Annotated in this window: 20 protein-coding genes, 1 tRNA gene and 2 pseudogenes; 11 read left to right on the top strand and 12 right to left on the bottom strand. The window is 42.8% G+C overall.

Annotated elements, in window-relative coordinates; all coding sequences use genetic code 11:
- Positions 1 to 67: 67 nt before the first annotated feature.
- Genes G3RUM_RS01045 through G3RUM_RS01035 form a run of 3 tightly spaced genes read left to right on the top strand, consistent with a single transcriptional unit; the run spans position 68 to position 3701 of the window.
- A complete protein-coding gene (locus tag G3RUM_RS01045; protein WP_129734538.1) occupies positions 68 to 988 on the top strand; it encodes a PrgI family protein in 921 nt (306 codons plus the stop codon).
- Between the two features lie 3 nt (positions 989 to 991).
- Complete coding sequence (locus G3RUM_RS03855; RefSeq protein ID WP_206660887.1) at positions 992 to 1882, top strand: TraC-like domain-containing protein; 891 nt, start codon at positions 992 to 994, stop codon at positions 1880 to 1882.
- Entirely contained in the window at positions 1875 to 3701 is a 1827-nt protein-coding gene (locus tag G3RUM_RS01035; RefSeq protein ID WP_129734536.1) for a VirB4-like conjugal transfer ATPase, CD1110 family, read from the top strand. The genes G3RUM_RS03855 and G3RUM_RS01035 overlap by 8 nt, the downstream gene beginning before the upstream one ends.
- A gap of 128 nt (positions 3702 to 3829) precedes the next feature.
- Here the strand turns inward: G3RUM_RS01035 and G3RUM_RS01030 are convergent.
- Positions 3830 to 4648: pseudogene (locus G3RUM_RS01030) on the bottom strand (DnaJ C-terminal domain-containing protein); the annotation flags it as partial.
- 155 nt (positions 4649 to 4803) lie between these two features.
- On the opposite strand from G3RUM_RS01030, the gene G3RUM_RS01025 reads away from it, so the two are divergent.
- The 7 genes from G3RUM_RS01025 to G3RUM_RS00995 all read left to right on the top strand — a co-directional run bounded on the left by G3RUM_RS01025 (position 4804) and on the right by G3RUM_RS00995 (position 8688).
- Positions 4804 to 4998, top strand: coding sequence for a hypothetical protein (locus G3RUM_RS01025; protein ID WP_129734532.1), 195 nt, complete (start codon positions 4804 to 4806; stop codon positions 4996 to 4998).
- 118 nt (positions 4999 to 5116) lie between these two features.
- Positions 5117 to 6634: a ribonuclease Y gene (gene rny, locus G3RUM_RS01020; RefSeq protein WP_129734530.1), complete on the top strand. Its 1518-nt coding sequence runs from the start codon at positions 5117 to 5119 to the stop codon at positions 6632 to 6634.
- Between the two features lie 55 nt (positions 6635 to 6689).
- Positions 6690 to 7397 carry a DNA alkylation repair protein gene (locus tag G3RUM_RS01015; protein ID WP_129734528.1) on the top strand — a complete coding sequence of 236 codons (708 nt, stop codon included), beginning with the start codon at positions 6690 to 6692 and terminating at the stop codon, positions 7395 to 7397.
- Positions 7398 to 7451: 54 nt separating this feature from the next.
- Positions 7452 to 7934, top strand: a complete 483-nt coding sequence (locus tag G3RUM_RS01010; protein WP_129734526.1) for a hypothetical protein — start codon at positions 7452 to 7454, stop codon at positions 7932 to 7934.
- Positions 7927 to 8187, top strand: coding sequence for a DUF1653 domain-containing protein (locus G3RUM_RS01005; protein ID WP_129734524.1), 261 nt, complete (start codon positions 7927 to 7929; stop codon positions 8185 to 8187). Before G3RUM_RS01010 ends, G3RUM_RS01005 begins: the two co-directional genes overlap by 8 nt.
- 3 nt (positions 8188 to 8190) lie before the next feature.
- On the top strand, positions 8191 to 8514 hold the full coding sequence (locus G3RUM_RS01000) for an MGMT family protein (RefSeq protein ID WP_129734522.1): 324 nt from the start codon (positions 8191 to 8193) through the stop codon (positions 8512 to 8514).
- Between the two features lie 97 nt (positions 8515 to 8611).
- A tRNA-Lys gene (locus G3RUM_RS00995) sits at positions 8612 to 8688 on the top strand.
- 566 nt (positions 8689 to 9254) lie between these two features.
- On the opposite strand, the pseudogene G3RUM_RS03910 reads toward G3RUM_RS00995, so the two are convergent.
- A pseudogene (locus tag G3RUM_RS03910) lies at positions 9255 to 10229 on the bottom strand (recombinase family protein); the annotation flags it as partial.
- A 64-nt stretch (positions 10230 to 10293) separates the two neighbouring features.
- Complete coding sequence (locus G3RUM_RS03795; RefSeq protein ID WP_164998325.1) at positions 10294 to 10449, bottom strand: hypothetical protein; 156 nt, start codon at positions 10447 to 10449, stop codon at positions 10294 to 10296.
- Between the two features lie 313 nt (positions 10450 to 10762).
- Here G3RUM_RS03795 and G3RUM_RS00980 point away from each other — a divergent pair, with 313 nt between their 5' ends.
- A complete protein-coding gene (locus tag G3RUM_RS00980; protein ID WP_129734519.1) occupies positions 10763 to 11059 on the top strand; it encodes a hypothetical protein in 297 nt (98 codons plus the stop codon).
- A gap of 11 nt (positions 11060 to 11070) precedes the next feature.
- On the opposite strand, the gene G3RUM_RS00975 is transcribed toward G3RUM_RS00980, so the two are convergent.
- The 9 genes from G3RUM_RS00975 to G3RUM_RS03905 all read right to left on the bottom strand — a co-directional run.
- Entirely contained in the window at positions 11071 to 11403 is a 333-nt protein-coding gene (locus G3RUM_RS00975) for a hypothetical protein (RefSeq protein ID WP_129734517.1), read from the bottom strand.
- Positions 11393 to 13510 carry a hypothetical protein gene (locus G3RUM_RS00970; RefSeq protein ID WP_129734515.1) on the bottom strand — a complete coding sequence of 706 codons (2118 nt, stop codon included), beginning with the start codon at positions 13508 to 13510 and terminating at the stop codon, positions 11393 to 11395. Before G3RUM_RS00970 ends, G3RUM_RS00975 begins: the two co-directional genes overlap by 11 nt.
- Complete coding sequence (locus tag G3RUM_RS00965; RefSeq protein ID WP_129734513.1) at positions 13510 to 14280, bottom strand: TRM11 family SAM-dependent methyltransferase; 771 nt, start codon at positions 14278 to 14280, stop codon at positions 13510 to 13512. The genes G3RUM_RS00970 and G3RUM_RS00965 overlap by 1 nt, the downstream gene beginning before the upstream one ends.
- 5 nt (positions 14281 to 14285) lie before the next feature.
- On the bottom strand, positions 14286 to 15140 hold the full coding sequence (locus G3RUM_RS00960) for a type II restriction endonuclease (RefSeq protein ID WP_129734511.1): 855 nt from the start codon (positions 15138 to 15140) through the stop codon (positions 14286 to 14288).
- 13 nt (positions 15141 to 15153) lie between these two features.
- Complete coding sequence (locus G3RUM_RS00955) at positions 15154 to 16218, bottom strand: DNA adenine methylase (protein WP_129734509.1); 1065 nt, start codon at positions 16216 to 16218, stop codon at positions 15154 to 15156.
- Positions 16219 to 16381: 163 nt separating this feature from the next.
- Positions 16382 to 16714, bottom strand: coding sequence for a hypothetical protein (locus G3RUM_RS00950; protein WP_206660886.1), 333 nt, complete (start codon positions 16712 to 16714; stop codon positions 16382 to 16384).
- A gap of 172 nt (positions 16715 to 16886) precedes the next feature.
- Positions 16887 to 17528 (bottom strand): CatB-related O-acetyltransferase, encoded by a 642-nt coding sequence (locus G3RUM_RS00945; RefSeq protein ID WP_129734505.1) that lies wholly within the window; start codon positions 17526 to 17528, stop codon positions 16887 to 16889.
- A 326-nt stretch (positions 17529 to 17854) separates the two neighbouring features.
- On the bottom strand, positions 17855 to 18229 hold the full coding sequence (locus G3RUM_RS00940; protein ID WP_129734503.1) for an MmcQ/YjbR family DNA-binding protein: 375 nt from the start codon (positions 18227 to 18229) through the stop codon (positions 17855 to 17857).
- 2 nt (positions 18230 to 18231) lie between these two features.
- Positions 18232 to 18384 (bottom strand): cyclophilin-like fold protein (locus G3RUM_RS03905; RefSeq protein ID WP_206660890.1); only part of this gene is annotated, 153 nt, incomplete at its 5' end.

The raw sequence follows: 18384 nt of genomic DNA, 5'->3' as shown, positions 1-18384 counted from the left end.
TGCTGGACTTAGTCCGGCAGCTTTTTGGTTATGTCTAAATGGGTAAGTATGTTATAATATATGGTATATGGCGCAGTATAAAGTCCCTCAAGACGTTGAGGCCGACGATAAGCTCTTAGGCCCGTTTAGTTTTCGGCAGTTTGTTTATCTTTTGGTTGCCGGAGGGTTGATCGCATTAGCGGTTGGGCTTTTTCAACTTTTTCCGTTGCTAGCGATAATACCTTTGCCGCCGGTGCTGTTGTTCGTAGCGCTAGCGTTGCCGTTGAAAAAAGATCAGCCGATGGAAACATATTTAGCGGCGATAGTATCGTATTATCTGAAACCACATACTAGGTTGTGGGCGCCGGGGCAGAGGGAATCCACGATTAGGATTACCGCGCCGAAGATTGTAGAAGAAAGCCGGACGCGGGATATTACGGGTGAGGAAGCTACGCACAGGTTGTCCTTTTTGGCAGATATTGTGGATACTGGTGGATATGCAATTAAGGGAGCAAGTAGTAATCCGATGCGAGAGGATTTGGTGGCAGAAGCCAACGCGACGGTAGATATGTTTGAAGGGCATCATTTTGATAGCTTAAATAGTGTAATTCAGAAAGATGAGAACGAGAGGCATCAAGAGGTTGTGCGGGAAATGCGCGAAGCGATTGATAAGACTGAGAGTATTGCGGCTAGTAACGCTGCTGTGAAACGGAGATTTGAAGAGTTGAAACCTAGTGTTCCGGTGGCGCAGGTGAGGAGACCGAATGACCCGACGGATATCTTTAGCTCACCGACAGTGGTTTTGCCAAATTCGCCGGTGGTGGAAAAACCTGTGGAAAAGTCCAACCGAGTAGTGCGGGAACCGGCCAAGAAAATTCCAGAAACTCCACCGAAACCTAGTATAATTGAATTAGCAAATAATGATGATTTTTCTGTAGAGACGATTGCTAAGCAAGCTAAACGTATAAAAGAAAGGGACGAGGGCGAGGTTTTTATATCGCTACATTAGATTATGAATCCACAAGATTACGCAAATATGCAAGGCGCGCCACAAATGATTATGCCAAATCAGCCAGTGAATAATCCTGGGATGATGCAGGCTGGGCCGCAGATGATTATGCCAAATCAACAGATGCAACAACAAAATATGGCGAACTTAGGCGCAGCGGCAGTGGCGGCGAATCAGGCGGCACCGGTGTCGTCGAATAAGGATGTGCCGACTTCGACGCAATCTACTTTGTTGATTTCGGAGTTGCGGGATAATGTGGTGATTATGAAAGACGGATCGTTCCGCGCGGTGGTGGCGTGCAAGTCAATCAACTTTGATTTGATGAGCGATGCGGAGCGGGAAGGGATTGAGTATTCTTATCAAAACTTTTTGAACTCTTTGAAATTTACGACCCAGATATTGGTGCGGTCACAGAGGGTAGACATTGGGCCGTACATTGAGCGGCTGTCTGAGATCCGGCGCAATAACGATAATATGTTGCTCGGTGTATTGATGGACGATTACATCAACTTTATCGATATTTTGTCGCAAGAAGCAAATATTATGGACAAATCATTCTTTATCGTGGTGCCGTATTATACCTCGGCTGATGCAGAGAAGGTTTTACAACAGACAAAGAACTTCTTTAAGACTTTATCAAAAAATAAGGCGCCGGAAGTGACGCGAATTGATCGTCCTACTTATGACAAGGCTTTGTCCGAACTAACTAATCGTGTAGATACGATTATTTCTGGGTTGTTCCAGATTGGGATCAGTTCGGTGCGTTTGAATACGAGAGAGTTGGCAGAGCTTTATTATAACTTTAATAATCCAGATACTGCAGTAAGGGAGCCGTTGGTGGACTTTTCTAAGCTAGCAACTATGTATGTGAGGAAGGGAGAGAATAATGGCTAAAAAGAAGAAATTGACGGCGGCAGAAATTGCGGCGCAAAATGAGGCAATGGAAGCGGCGCAAATTCAGCAGGCGTTTGAGCAGGGGACAAACACTCTAAGGGATTTGATTTCGCCGTCAGCGATTGAAATTCATTCGGATTATTTTAGGTTAGGGAATAAGTATGGGCGGACTTTGTATGTATATGGTTACCCGCGGTCGCTTTATACGGGGTGGATTTCACCGATTATTAACATCGATGAAGTGATTGACGTGTCAATGTATATTTACCCGGTAGAATCAGCGGTGGTGATGAAAAACTTGCGGACCAAGGTGACTCAGCTAGAAGCGTCGATGAATATCAATGCGGAAAAAGGACGGGTGCGTGATCCGGAGCTTGAGGCGGCGATTAACGATGCTGAGGAATTGCGTGACCAGTTACAGGTGGGGGCAGAAAAATTCTTCCGGTTTGGGCTGTATATTACTTTATGGGCGGATTCTTTGGATGAGCTAAAATTTGTACAACAGAAGATTGAGACGATTTTTGGACAGCAGATGATCTTTTCGAAGGTGGCGAATTCGCAACAAGAGCAGGGGATGAATTCGATAATGCCGCAATGTACGGATCAGCTACAGATTCGACGAAATATGAATACTGGTGCAATTTCGACGTCGTTCCCGTTTACTTCGGCGGATCTTACGCAGGACAAGGGCATATTATATGGTATTAATATGCATAATAATGGCTTGGTGATATTTGATCGGTTTTCTTTAGAGAATGCTAATATGGTGGTATTTGCGAAGTCTGGTGCTGGTAAATCATTTACGGTGAAACTTGAGGCATTGCGTTCGATGATGGTGGGGAGCGAGATTTTGATTATTGACCCAGAGAATGAGTATCAGAAGTTGTGTGATGCGGTGGGCGGATCTTATATCAGATTGTCGCTAAACTCGGACGTGCGGATTAACCCGTTTGATTTGCCGAAAGTAGTGGATTCGGAAGATGCAAATGATGCTCTGAGAGCGAACTTGGTGACTTTGCATGGGTTGTTTAGACTAATGTTAGGCGGGAATCAGATGTCGGCGAGCGGCCAAGTAGTGCCGGCTTTGACGGCTAATGAAGAAGCGGATTTGGACCAGGCGTTGATTGATACTTATGCGCGGGCAGGGATTACGTCGGACCCGTTGACGCACCAGTCTACTCCGCCGACGATTATGAATTTATATGATACGCTTTTGCATATGGAAGGTTCGGGACCGCAGTTGGCGCAACGGTTACGTAAGTATACTACAGGGACCTTTGCAGGGATTTTTTCACAACAGAGCAATGTAGATATTAATAACCAGATGGTAGTGTTTAACATTCGCGATTTAGAGGATGAGCTAAGGCCAGTGGCGATGTATATTGTATTGTCACACATTTGGAATATTGTACGTGCTGAGCAGAAGAAGCGGTTGCTGATCGTGGATGAGGCTTGGCAATTGATGAAATACGAAGATTCTTCAAATTTCTTGTTCTCACTAGCGAAGCGAGCGCGTAAGTACTATTTGGGGCTCACTACAATTACGCAGGACGTAGAGGATTTCATGGGTTCGAAGATGGGACGTGCGATTGTGGCAAACTCGTCGATGCAGTTGCTCTTGAAACAGTCGGCATCGGCGGTGGATGTGCTGTCTGATGTGTTTAAATTGACTGAAGAAGAAAAAAGACGGCTGTCTAACTTTCCGGTGGGTCAGGGGTTGTTCTTTGCTGGACAAAATCATGTGCATATCCAGATTATTGCATCAGAGACTGAGGAAGGCTTGATTACTACGAATCCAAATGCTAAAAGGACCGTATAGTTTACGGTCCTTTGTGGGGGTGTTTTTTGCAGGGGGTTGTTCTAGCCCCAAAAGCTGCGTTTTTTGGAGTTTTTGAACTCTTCGAGGAGTTCTTTTTGTTTTTTGCTGAGGTTTTTAGGAGTTTCTACAATGATGGTGACGATGTGTGGACCACGATCGCCGTCAGAACGAAAAGGCACACCGTGGCCAGAGAGTTTGAATGGGGTGCCAGATTGAGTGCCGGCGGGGACTTTCATAGTGATTTTGCCGTCTACGGTTTCGACTTCGATTTCGGTGCCAAGTGCGGCGTCCACCATATTGATGTGCTCTTCGGATAGGATGATAGCGCCTTCGCGGGTGAGATGTTTGTGGGGTTTGACGCGTATGCGGATATAGAGGTCGCCTTTTTCGCCACCTTCGGGAGCGTCGCCACCCTTGCCGCGTAAACGGATAGACATGCCATCGTCGATGCCGGCAGGAATTTTGACTTTAATGTCGCTGCCGTTATGCGAGATGGTTTTGGTGGTGCCAAAAATGGCATCTTCGAAACTGACAGTAACGGAAGTCTGATAATCTGCGCCACGACGGGGGCGTCTAGCTCCACCGCCGAAGCCAAAAATACTGCCGAGAATGTCGTCTAGACCGCCGCCACCGAAATCGAAATTGAAAGATTGGCCATTGAAGTTGAAATTGCCACCGTTGCCGAATGGATTGCTGCCGCCAAAGGGGTTGCCAGTATTGCCGCCCACGCCGGCGTGGCCAAATTGGTCATAGCGGGCACGTTTTTGTTTGTCACTTAAGACTTCGTGTGCTTCGGAAACTTCTTTGAATTTGGCTTCGGCTTCTTTGTCGCCGGGGTTTTTGTCTGGATGGTATTTAACAGCTAGTTTACGATAGGCTTTTTTGATTTCATCATCAGAGGCGTTTTTGGAGACGCCAAGAACTTCGTAATAATCACGTTTAGACATAGAATAATTATAGCGCGTTGGCACTCAAAAAGCAAGAGTGCTAAAATATGAGATTATTTATGCTAGAGCTTGATTTTTCTGGGTGAGTAAAATAAACTAGGAAAAATGTTTTAATAAATAAGAGGGAGAAATCGGTGCGGTTAGAGGAAATGCTTGTGAGCAATGGTGTGATCTGCAAGATGGCAGATGGTACCAGTTCTCATATAGAAGGAAGTTTATTATCAAATTCATTAGTGGTAAGAAATTCTTCTGGATGGGTGACGCATAGAATAGAACGTGCGTCTAACGGAGTGGATTTGGTGGTGCGAAATACTTCCACGGGGTTTGTAGAGATGCGCATTGCGGCGTAGTCTTATGAGTTTGATTATTTTCGTGGTATAATAGATAGTGGAAATTTATTAATTGATGTTATTTGTTAACCCGCTGATATAGAGAAAAATATCAGCAAAAACAATTAGAAAGGGAATTATGGAAGTAGTGATCCCAATTATTGCCGCAGTGGCAGGACTTGCTGTTGGTGCGGGCGGGATTTTTGCTTATAATAAGCGGAACGAGAACGGGGGTAAGAACAAGGCGGATGATTTGGTGCGTAAGGCTAAGCACGAAGCAAGTGAAATAGTTTTGAACGCCAAAAAAGAGGCTTCGCGTTTGACAGAGAAGAACCAGGCGGAAGAAAACGATCGTCGTAAGGAGTGGCGTGCGACCGAAAAGCGCTTAACCGAGCGGGAGACGACGTTGGATGCAAAGTTGGATCAGCTAGAGAAGAAGACGGAAAAGTTGAATAAAGAAGAGCGAGAATTGGAAGAGTTGAAGAATGAGGTACGGGAGATTCGGGCGAAGCAACATGAGAAATTGGAAAAGATTGCTGGATTGTCAAAGACGGAAGCGCGAGACAAGTTGATGAAGATGACGGAGAATGATATCAAGCAAGATTTGGCTGGACTCGTGATAAAGGAACAGAAGGAGATTAAGCACGAGATAGATGAAACAGCGCAGGCAGCGTTGCTTACAGCGATGGAGCGGATGAGTTCGGAAGTGACGGCAGATCGTACGATTACGGCGTTGAAGTTGCCAGATGATGATATGAAAGGTCGAATTATTGGTAAAGAGGGGCGAAATATTCAGGCTTTGCAGCGGGCTACTGGTGTAGATATTATGGTAGACGATACGCCTGGGATGGTAGTTTTGTCGTCGTTTGATCCGATTCGCCGCCAGGTAGCGCGGTATGCGTTGGAACGTTTGATGAAAGATGGGCGAATTAACCCTTCGTCTATTGAGGATGCGGTAGCAAAAGCTGAGCGCGAGATAGAAAAAGAAGTAGTGCGGGCTGGGGAGGATGCAGCACGTGAGGTAGGCGTAGTAGGTATTCCGCGAGAGATTTTACACTTACTGGGCGAGTTAAAGTTTAGGACTTCTTATGGGCAGAATGTGTTGCTTCATTCTATTGAGATGGCGCATATGGCGGGCATGATTGCGGAAGAGATTGGCGCGGATAAACGGATAGCGAAGACGGCGACGTTGTTGCACGATATGGGTAAGGCAGTGACTCATAAGATTGAGGGTAAGCACGCAGAAATTGGTGCGGAATTAGCGAAAAAGTATGGGATGCCGGATGAAGTGGTGCATGCAATTGCGGCGCATCATGAAGATATTGAACCGACTACGCCAGAAGCGGTGATTGTAAAGATTGTGGATGCAATATCGGCAGCACGGCCGGGAGCTAGGAACATTTCGGCGGAGAACTTTGCTGAGCGGATGCGAGATTTGGAAAATATTGCTACTTCGTTCCCTGGTATTGAGAAGGCTTATGCAATATCAGCAGGTCGTGAAATTCGTGTAATTGTAGAGCCAAAGCAAATTGATGATTTGTCGGCGTTGAAGTTGGCACGCGATATTGCAAACAAGATTGAAGCGACGATGAGTTACCCGGGTGTAATTAAGGTGAATGTGATTCGTGAGACCCGCGCGGTAGAATACGCGAAGTAGCTTCGATTTATTTGTTGTTTATAGTGTTTGTGTAATGTAGAGTTGGTATTTTGATATGAAAGAGATTAGGGAATATCGTGAGTTACGTGAACAACTGGCTTTTTATGCGGAAGATGAATACAGGGACTTTATAATCAAGGGGATCCCGAGTGAAAGGCCGTTTCTGGGAGTGAGAGTGCCTTTGATTCGGAAAGTAGTGGACTTGGTACCGCGCGATTTGTATGAGGATTTTTTGAGAGTTCAACCGGTGGCGTTTGAGGAAGTGATGGCGAGGGGAATGCTGGTTTGCAAGTTGCCGTATGAGGAGATGCTTAAATGGTTTGATTCGCAACTTAGGCATATTGATGATTGGTGTGCGTGTGACACGTTTTGTTTGGGGGTAAGTCGGGTGATTCGTGGGCGCAAAGAAGAGTTTTTAGATGGTAAGATTGAGGGGCTGCTAGACGGTTTGCGAGGACGTGGAGATGAGTTTGCGGTGCGGGCGGGGTTGGTGATTTTGAAGTGTGCTTATGTAGAGCCTGAATATTTGGGTTTGATTTTTGATCGGGTGGAGAGGCTGAAGGGACGTGAAGAGTATTATATACGGATGGCAATTGCGTGGTTGATTGCGGAATGCTTCGTAAAATTCCCGGAGGTTACTTTGGGATATTTGCAGGTTTCGCAGTTGCCGAGGTGGACATTTAATAAGACGATATCGAAGATTTGCGATTCGTATAGGGTAGATGAAGATATGAAGGAAGTGGTGAGGAGGATGAGAAAATAATTGTAGCTTAATGGGTGAGAGTTGTTGAAGGAACTAGAGTGATATAATAAAAGCATGGATGAATATATAAAACAAAGTATCAGTACGCGAAGGGATGCGATTGAAGCATTCTATGGGGCTGGTGCAGAGGGCAAGAAGAAAGTCGCTGGCTTGTTTGATGAAATTGAAGAGTTAGGTGATAAGTGTAAAGATGTGGGCGAGTTTGAGGCAGAATTTGCTAAAAGTCCACTAAATCAGAAATATTTGGATTTGTTTACGGAACTGTCGATAGTGGGTGCTGGTGCGAGTGGTGGCGGTATGGCTGGAAATTGTGCTAGTGCTGTAGTTGATGGAGTAATGGAAGGGGTGGCTGACAGAGCTTTAGATGAGGCCAAACGAGCGGTATTGCCAACGCGGGCGGCGGTGCACCAGAAAGCTTATGATGAAGTGAGGAAAGTGTCAGGGTTAGGAGACGCAATAGATATTGGAGAAAAAGCGAGTTACGCCATGCATCTGGGAAAGTTATTCAAATCGCGAAAGAAGAAACAAGATGAATAATGATGGTAGATTGAAGCTTGGGCGGGTATACCGGCATTTTAAGGGAGATTTGTATTTGGTAGAAGATATTGCAGAACATTCGGAAACGAGGGAGAAGATGGTGATTTATCGGGCGCTATATGGGGAGGGTAAATTGTATGCGCGGCCTTTAGAAATGTTTGTGAGTGAGGTGGACCATGAGAAATATCCGGAGATAAAACAGAAGTACAGGTTTGAACTTACGGAAATTGAAAGTAAAAATACGGGAAAATAGGCTTTGAACTTTCGAGAAGAAGTTTATGCGGCGGTGCGGAAGATTAAGCCTGGTCGTGTGGCGACATATGGCGAGATAGCGTCTTTGGTTGGGAGACCGGGTGCGGCGCGAGTGGTGGGGAATGCCTTGCATGTGAATCCGTATGAGTGGGGTTCTGGTTCGGTGCCGAAGGAGCTATGGGTGCCGTGTCACCGGGTGGTGGCTAAGGATGGGCGGCTAGCGGTTAATTTTGGATTTGGCGGGGTAGAAGAGCAGAGGGCTAGGTTGATGGCGGAAGGGGTGAAGGTAGGTGAGGACGGAAAAGTGGTGTTAGATGGTTGCGATTGATCTTTTGAGCGGTTACTGTGGCGATGGTTTTTGGGCTTTTTAAAAGAATGGTTTTGTGATATAATTAAGAGAGTTCGTATTTTGGCGGACTGTGAGTGGGCCGGTAGCTCAGCTGGTTAGAGCACGAGCCTCTTAAGCTTGGTGTCGTGGGTTCGAGTCCCACCCGGCTCACCAACAGGGGAACCTGTGGAAAACTCAGGTTCAAATAGGAAATTAAATGGTGATTTATATCTGTAAATCACCCTTTTTTGTGCATCAATTTCAAGGTTCGAAACCATATTTCTGACTAAAATGTCCTTTTCAACGAGATCTCCTTTTTCTAACCTGTTAATTAGCGAATTTAGCGAGTTCGAAAACTTTTCGATGGTCATGCGTAATTTTTCAGGATTCTTGATTTTAGCTTCAATTTGCTTGATTCTTTCGTCTATATTTACAACATCATTTTGCAAATCCGCCATGTCCTTTTTGAGTTTGTCTTTGACGGCTTTTGGCGATTCTTTGTCAAGTTCGGCATACTTTTCGGCGAGGTCGTCGATTTTTCTTTGTTTCTGTGTTTTCTGGCCGAGTAGCTCGTGTTTTTCGACGGCAAACTCTTGCATCTTCTTGTCAGCATATTCGCTCATATCGTCGATAAAGCTTGTAAAATCGTATTTCTGGCTGATACGACCAAATTCTTCGTAGAGTTGGTCCATGATCACATGCATGCGTACATTGTTCTTTGGGCGCGTACAAGCCTTGTTATGGCAACGGTAGTTAAGGTAATACGTGCCAGAATGTCCGCGGTTTCTGGCCGGAATCATATAGTGGCCACACACCGAGCATTTGATAAGGTGGCGGAACGGCAAGAAGTATTTGCCATGTGTGGCTTTTTGGTTCTCGTAGCAGGAAGATTGGATCGAGCCGCGGTCTTTTCTAAACATGTGTTGTACTTGGTTGAATTCTTCTTCAGTTACCATTGGTTTGAAGTTTGGCGTTACGACACGCAAGTCTACGCAGCTCCGGCCCTGTTCGAGAATTCCATAGTAGAACGGATCGTGGAAGATGCGGTTCGCGGTGCTTTCGCAGACGCCGTAGCTTCTGACATGCTTATTTCGGCGCGATAGTTTTGTAGAACGTTCTACATTATTCATCTTCCAGTAGCGATAGACTTCCATTTGTGACGCGCCGTTTAGAATCATTTGCCAACCTTTCTGGATCATCTTGAAGTTCTTGTCTGGTTTGTAATAACCGGACACGTCGTCTCTAATATAGCCCCACTTTGGCATACCGCCGGACTTGCCTTGTTCGAGGTTAGAATCGACGCCGCGTTGCACGCTCTCGGATAGATGCTCTGAATATTGCTTTGATAGGGCAAAGAGCATGTTCAGCGTTAGCTTGCCGCTTGAATCGTTATGGAATTCGAAAGTCGGGAAACGTAAGTCTTTAATGACTCCGTTATCGACCATATCAACAACCATTCCGGCTTCGAGCGAATTTCTCGATAAGCGGTCTGGGTGCCAAGCGAGAATAGCGTCGTATTTACCTTTCTCGATATCCTTTAGCATCTGCGAGAAAAGTGGACGGTTACCGGATTTCTTCGCGGATTTAGATTCTTGGATCGGTTCGCCAACTAGGAGCAAACCATGATTATTCGCATATTCTTTACAATCTGCGATTTGGTCTGGTAATGATTTGGCTTGGGCTTCGGCATCTTCGGAAGATTTACGTACATACATAACGTAGCGTAGTGGCTTCTGAACTATGCCGCTATTTGCATTTATTAGCATTCTGTTCATAGTTTTAGAACACGACAACTACTCCGTCGTCGCACACTCCTTTCTCTTTGTTGGACTCGCGGTCTGGCGAATCGTCTATGTCGTCCAATGCGCAAAGTAATTGCACTAGGTTTTTGACGGCTTCTTTTCGGTCTTCTACGACCGGCTGTTCCTTTTGCATTTAAAGTACTAGTTACTTTCTCCACCCAAGGTGTTGCCATTTTATCGGCAAGTGTAACTTGTGACGCAGAGTCCGTGCATAAAATATGAGGGGCTACCCCCTCTTACTCGAGAAAGGCGCAGAGCCTGCGCCGCAATTAACATAAGTATATTACACAAGTTCGAAAAAGCCAAGCATAAGCGCTTTGGAAGTGTGGGGAGATATGCGAACGAGTGCGTTTTAGCTGCTATTATCTCTGTTATTGGTCGGGTTCGAAAACTTGCAATTCTTGCGAAGGTAAGGTTAAATACGCAAAACATTTTAGGAGTTTATTATGGCTATTAAGTTAGAAGATGCCGTCGCGGTCGTACAAAAAGAGATTCGCAAATGGCGCGAGGAATATGAATCCGTCGCGAATGAAGACGGGCAAGACCACCCAATTATGGTCGAGGGCGAAACGTCTGCCGGCTATTTCTGCCAACTTATGGTGAATCCTCAAGAAGTCGCTAAGATTTTTGTCGATTACGACTATGCGCTTTATCGTGTTCTCGGCGAAGATGCGCCGGACGCTATGTGGGATGACTTAGGTCGAAAGTTCGGGTTAGAGCATGTTTGCTCGGTGGATCTATGAAAAAGTCTGAGCTAGACATTATCGGTCTGATTGGATCGAATCATCTTTAGATGTTCATCTTCTTTTAAGCTTTCAATTTCTAACTTAAGCCGCTCAATATATTCTTCGGCAGCATCAATAAACAGCCCATCTTTGTTGCTATCTATCTTTTCCTCATTTACAGAATAATCAAGCTCAATATCGTTCTCGCATAGCTCTTTTGCTATCCTTTGAAAAACTTCTTTTATAGTATTAGTATCATTCGATTCGAGATTTATGTTAACTTGGCCGTCATCGAACTTAAATGTTAGCGTATTGCTATCGTCAACTTTCGTGAGAAATACATATATTGTTTTATTGAGCATAAATATCTCCTCTCTCATTAAATGCTTCTTTGCCACCTTCTAGAATTCGTATACTTTCTTCTCGCCAGTCTTTTGTCTCTCCGCTATCTAGATCTTTAAGGGTACCACTATATAGATTTCCGGTATATGTTGCGTAGTCGCCATCATATAGCTTCAGAATTGTTTGATATGGTAAAGTCCTGATAGCAATGTTTGCATTATGTGTTACTATGACGATTGTTTTCTTAAGTTTTGCTAAATAGTTAACTCTTTCTACGACAGTATCGTTTATATAACTATTTCCTAGGCTTTTCTCTGGCTCATCAAGTATATAGACGTCACTTTCTTCGTTTAGAGCTTCATCTAGTGCTATCATCGTTTCTTCTCCAGTGGATGGAACATATTTCTTTCCGTCTTCAAGCGTGAAATATTTAGATACGCCAATCATCGTGTCTATACTAAAATCGTCAAAACAAGCTATTGAATTCTTATATTCCTTTATATACTCTCCTAAATTCGTATCGAATATATGATTCTTTATATCTACTAAGGCCTTTCTTATTTGGCGCAAATTCGTTATTTGTTCGAAGCCATCTGCAGCTTTACTATCACTTGACAAACCTTGGACCTTCTTTCTTCTATATAGCTTTTTGCCATTGTCTAGCGCTCCAATAAACTCTGGCTTATCGATTATTGACTCGTTTTCGATACTCAGTATTTTATTTGCGGCATTATTTGTCTTAAATAACAACTTAGCATACAAAGCAAAACCAGTAGTGCTAGGTAGTGATTTAGAATCAGTATTTTTGTCTGTTATTTCCTTCATTGTGTTTACGAAGTGCTTGGCGAGCTTTATGCCGAACGAATTAGCGAGCTCTTCTTTATATTTCTGCAGAATCCTTTCGCGTAATCTATCGAATGAATCATTGAAGTTGTCGAGCTCGGCATCTTTTAAGTATGCGCTTGGTGCTATTTCTTCAATAATATCTCTTAACTTCTTAATTAGTTTAAGATGTTTTTCTGTCTCTTCGAGATTGCTCTTATCTTCACCAAATTCTTCATCGGTAATATTTAGTATCTGCATCTTTGCCTTATTGGCGTTTAACGACGCCGTTCGCATATGCTCTTTATAGTCGTCAAATTTCGTGATTTTTGTTGATTCCCAGCTCTCTAAAAAATCTAATTCGCTCTTTCTTGCGTCAATATTGTAGTAGCTGCTTTTTCTTTCGTCTCGAGAAATCGATAACTTTTCTTTCATATGATCGCTCGCTTTTTGAGGGGAATAGTATGAAACGCTGTTATTGAGCCCATCAAAATACTGCTTAACTTCGTCTAGAGTTTGCGTTTTTCCCGAGCCCTTTTCGCCAAATATAATATTCACATCTTGATAAAAACATATTTCTTTTTTGCTGTCTCGGCTATAGGAAATTGGGATTTTTTCATATCTTAATTTATTAAGTATGCTTTCTACTACCTCAGTATCTTTTTTTATAAACCGAAAGAGCATGTCATAAGAATCAATATCTAGCTTTATGCTGGCAAATTTTTGTTTTTGATAGTCTGACCAGTCTTGTATGTCAGAGCCCATTAAAACTCGAAAATTATTGTTAATCATTATCCCAAGCGTTCGATAATTACTTGGTTCGAAAAAGAATCTAAATTTATTATCTAGACCATCTCTAATCTTCAAGAGCGACTTTTCGTCTAATGCATCTCTCTTATGATAGTGGGCCATTATGATGCCAGTATTTAGCTTGTTAGCAAAAGAGATAAACTCATCGATTTCTACCACAAAAGAGTCTGCACTTCTGCTACCTAGTAGCTCTTTTACTTGTTTATCGAAAACGTCCACCTTTGCATTGTCGTAGAAAAATACGATATGACCTCGTTCTTTATTCAAACCAATTACGTCGAGCTCTATGCCTGGAAAGATTATTATTTCGTTCTTCGCTTCTTTTTGAATTTCGTTGAATTGTTCTAGGTCAAAAGAATTATGATTGGTTATAGCAATCATTTTTACATTGGCGTTCTTTACTTGTTCGCAGAAGAATTGGGGGCTAGGTATATTTCTCGATAGCGTTTCGCCATTCTTGGTAGCTTTTGTATGGCAGTGAAAGTCTATAAGCACTATTTCTTCTCCTTCTCAAAGATAAATAAATATTCGTGCGCTAGCAAAAGAAAATTATACTTTATGCTATTCGTTTTCCAATATCCGGTCGCTCGGCAGTTATGTTGTTCTTTCATAATGATTTCTTTTAGCTTGAAACCTGCATCTTCGAATACTCGCATCGTCTTAAAGCTTAGTGGAATTACGTGGCCTTTTTGGCGCGTATCGCCCATTAGAATTGCGCAGAATTTGCCAAACTTTAATACGCGGTAGCTTTCTGACGCTACACTTTTCATTTGTTCTAGAAAATCATTAACTTTAAAGTTTGATAAATCCTGTGGAATATCTTGCCCCTCGCTGTAATGAATGATATTTGCATATGGTGGATGCGTGCATATTAGGTCAATGCTTTCGTCCGGAATTGGTTTTAGATTACGCGCGTCGCATTTCGATACCTTAACTATGCCATCTGCACCCTCATGTTTGAATTTGACTTTTTCGCGACATCTTTTAAGTGCGGTCGGATTAACATCCATTCCAATTATGTTGCGGTTTAATAGTTTTGCTTCTACTAGCGTAGTGCCACCGCCGGCAAATTGGTCTAATACCCAATCGCCCTCTTTTGAATAGCGAAGTAAAATATTTCTCGGTATATATGGCGACCAGTTTCCGCGCCATTTCGCATCGTGGGTAGCCCAGTTACCACGATTGGGGAAACTCCAGACGCTAGTCATTTCTAGTTCAAAATCGTCTGGCCCCCATTTCTTTATTTCTTTTTTCTTGTCGGGCATAGAGACTAAAACCTCCCGATTACGCCACTCTCGAGGTCATTAATATTGTAAACGTCATCCAATACATCAAATGTTTCTTCGAGGTTGTTTCTAGCGCTATTCCAGCCTTTTCCGTCGGTGAACCATGCAAACTTAAAGCCGTCTATCGTTTTAGCTTCAAGTGCAAGTGTTTTGTAACTACGGGCCGTTTCGTTAAGTTTGGAGCCACCGCTACCATAGAAATTTGTCTCAATTCCATAAATATTGTCATTGGTTTTAATTACAAAATCAAATCGTTTTTCGGCTTTGCCTTGGTTAGAGATAGCAGAAAGGTCGATGTTCCATTTATTTTCGATTTCGCTAAGATTCATCTCTTTAAAGTAATTTTCGCCCTTAACGTATCCGGCTTTTTGGATATAACCCTCTACGAGATTCTCCATCAAATGACCACCACGATTCTTGCGACCGTTGGAGTCTAGGCCAGTTTCTACGCCGGTGGCATAATCTACTAGATTACTAATGATATGATTTGCAATAAGGTCAAATAGACCAGTCTTTCGCATGAATACCTTATATTGTTCGGCAGAATAGTTCATTTTACTGAAGTTGTAGTTATATTCGCCATCTTCATCTATCGCATATATTTCATTAGAACGAACTGCCAATAAAATAGGAATGCACTTTAACGTTTCTGGATATTTTGCAATAAGGTCGTCGAATTCTTGCTCAATGTTCTGTGAGCCTACAAGCGCGTTTAGAATGTTTAATTCTACCTTGATAGCGTCTACGTTTTTGTGAATCTTCGGGAAATCGATATAATAGCCATAGTCGGCAATGCTTTCTCGAAACTCTCCTAGCCATTCGTTAAAATTTCTTTTCATTTTGCTCCTTTCTTTAAAAGTTTGATATTAATAATTCGTTAATTTTTCCACGTTTGTCACTATTTCGATTTATCATACGCGTTGCAGACACGCGTTTGATATTCTGTTTTGCGTAGGCGTCATCGAAGAAATTATCATCTTCGTTGGTATTCTTCGGATCAGAATTACTTGCAACTATCTTGGCACCTTTTTGATCTAGCTCCTGAACAAATTTCGCAAGTTCTAGCTGGTTTTTATCGTCAAACATACCCTCTGTATATGACGTAAAGTTGGCGGTTGGCGTCAGTGGGCGATATGGCGGATCAAAGTATACAAAAGTCTTATCGTCTATAAAATCACCAGACTCTTTGTAGTCGCCACATACTATCTTTACGTTTTGTAATTTTTTAGATACAGCCTTTAGATTGTGCTCGTTGCAAATGAGCGGGTTCTTATATGCGCCAATCGGTACGTTATATTCACCTTTGCGATTTACGCGATATAAACCGTTAAAGCAGGTTTTGTTAAGGAATATCATTAGGGCGGCTAACTCAACCCTGTTTTCATTTTTGCTCTTAAGCTCGTTAAAATGCGCACGCTTGGCGAGATAGGCTTCCTTGCGTCCGCTGTTGTCTAATGCTAGGTAATCGCCCTCAAATCGCCTTAAAACGTCCAGTAGTGTATCAATATCATCCCGGATTATCGTGTACGTGTTTATGAGCTCTGCATTGATATCGCTAATATAGACTTCCTGAAGTTCATATTTATTTAAAATGTCGAAAAGTACTGCACCACCGCCAACAAATGGTTCTGCGTACTTTGTGATAGTAACGTCTTTGGTGAAAGGGTAATATTGCTCGATTTCTTTAAGCAGTTGTCCTTTACCGCCGGCCCATTTCAGAAATGGCTTTGCTTCGTTATTAATTAAGGATGCGGCTTTTGTTCGTGCATCTATTGGCTTTACGGCATCGCATGGAATTACCCATGAATTTCCGACGAACATAGCACCGATAATGCGCCCCTCTGAGCATAAAGTAGCTACTCTTCGTTGAGAGATATCCCATTTTGTAGCAGTTTCTTTTGCTGAAATATAATTCATTTTACCTCACTTGTTCTATTTACTATTATATTCCAAATCTAGAATAATACTAGATCTGAAAATGCTTATCTTAAAACATTTTTCACCGTTTCATGTCAAGAAAAAATCCCACCTCTATTTTCTGCACAATAACTTTCAAAACCCGATTGTGCCCAAGTAGATGTTATCTATTGACTAAATGGAAGAATGTTTTGTTGGGATCGTTGCCGTAGTGGTTAATATCTTCCGGCTCGGCCCAAAGCGAAAGTTTGTGAACGCGCCACTTGCCAATGAAGAACATCTGAATTATCGCGTCATTTACTTCGCGGTTATTTAGTGCGCGTGGAATGTATGCGAGGGAAAAGTAGTACCAACTATCATCTTCGGCATCTAACCTCGCAAAAACGCGCTTACCGCGTCCAAAAAGGCGCACATCGAAGCGTTGCGCTAGTGTTTCTAGGGAATAGGTCTTCAGTTCGTGGATTGCGTCACGAACCGGTGATTCTGTAAGTTCCATGCGCTCGAACTTATCGTAATCGCGCGAGTTAAATTTGCCGTTGTGTTCGAGCACGAAACTTTCTAATTGTCGTGCGGTGACCGGTATTGGTTCGCCGGGTTTAGCCTTCTTAAATGGGTGGCGTTTTGTTATAATGACCTCGTTTCTTTGAGGTTGCGCTCCGAGAGCGGTATTATGCTAAACGATTCTTTAGCTCGGTCCTAAGATTATCTAGATTACTAGACGTAAGAATTGGGATAAGGCTATTTATTTCTTCGATACTCTTATCCCACCACTTAAACTCTTCGAGAAGATTGATGAGTTCGTCGTCAAACCTTTTACGCAGTACTTGACTAGGGTTACCGATAACTACCGTATATGGTTCTACGTCGTCTCTTACAACGCTATTTGTGCCAATAATTGCGCCATCTCCAATATGTACGCCCGGCAGAATTACTGCATTTTGGCCAATCCATACATCGTTGCCAATGACGGTATTTCCCTTTATTTGCAAATCTTCGGCAGTCGGCGAAGCCTGCTCCCAACCCTCTAATGTGTAGAATGGAAAAGTAGTAGCAGCATTTCTTTGATGATTTGCGCCATTCATTATAAACTCAACACCAGGAGCTATTTGGCAGAACTTACCGATTATTAACTTGTCGCCGTTGAAATCGTAATGATGAGTGACATGACTCTCAAAGTCCGAATCGGCAATATATGAAAAATCCCCAACGATGATGTTTGGGTTTTTAATTGTCGGCTTAATGTAGATTTCTTTATCGTAACCAGCTATTGGGTGAACTACATTTGGATCTGGAATCTTTCCGTCTTTCATTACTATTATTATACCATAAATGCAAAGTGTGCTCTTGCCATTGACATTGTTATTCTTTTATTTTCTTCATTGTCATTGTTTTAAGCCTCTACGGCTCCAATAGAGTCATATTTACTCGAAAGTTCGAATCTCTTTGCCTGTATATCTATACCTCAGAACTCACACGGCATCAGCACCGGGTAATCCTTTTTAGGTATAACCTTGATCTTCGCCGTGTATTCGGGATGGTCAATACACCAGTCCACCACCATGCAAAGCCGAGCAACAACGTCTACTCGCCCCTCACCAAATGAAAGAATTATTAAACTCGCCGAAAGGCGGTGTTTTTATTTGGCTGAGAGTAAGTAGCTTTTCTTAATGAGTTCAAATATTAGTCCGTCCGACAAAGTCCCATCAAGCCAAATAGTGATCCAGTTGTTCTTATTCATGTGATAAGCCGGGAAGATATGGTCACTCGTTTCGGCGAAGTCATAAGTCTGATTTTTATCGAACTTGAGATTAACAACGTCGATTGCTTTATCATCTTTTAGGCCTAAACTTTTGCTAGAGATAGTAGCAACCAATGCAAACCATTTCTTGTTATTGTCATGGCGGAAGGCTGCGTAACCTGGATAGCGATCTGGCCATAAGAATTCTGGATTTGCTCCATATTCAGATTTAATATGTTTCACTACTATGTTCGCTTGTCTTTTCTCGCTCATTTTTATTTCACGTCAATACTTATTGAGATATTTCCATCATCTAGGCTTGGCAAATTGTTAATATGCCCAATTTTTGAGTAGCTATAACTTGTGTCGAATGATTCATAGAAGATTACGAGACAGTTATCACCAAATAACATTACGTCACCGGCTTC

Source organism: Candidatus Nanosyncoccus alces (genome assembly GCF_004138395.1).
Classification (GTDB): domain Bacteria; phylum Patescibacteriota; class Saccharimonadia; order Saccharimonadales; family Saccharimonadaceae; genus Nanosyncoccus; species Nanosyncoccus alces.
This window is presented reverse-complemented; position numbering and strand designations above follow the sequence as displayed.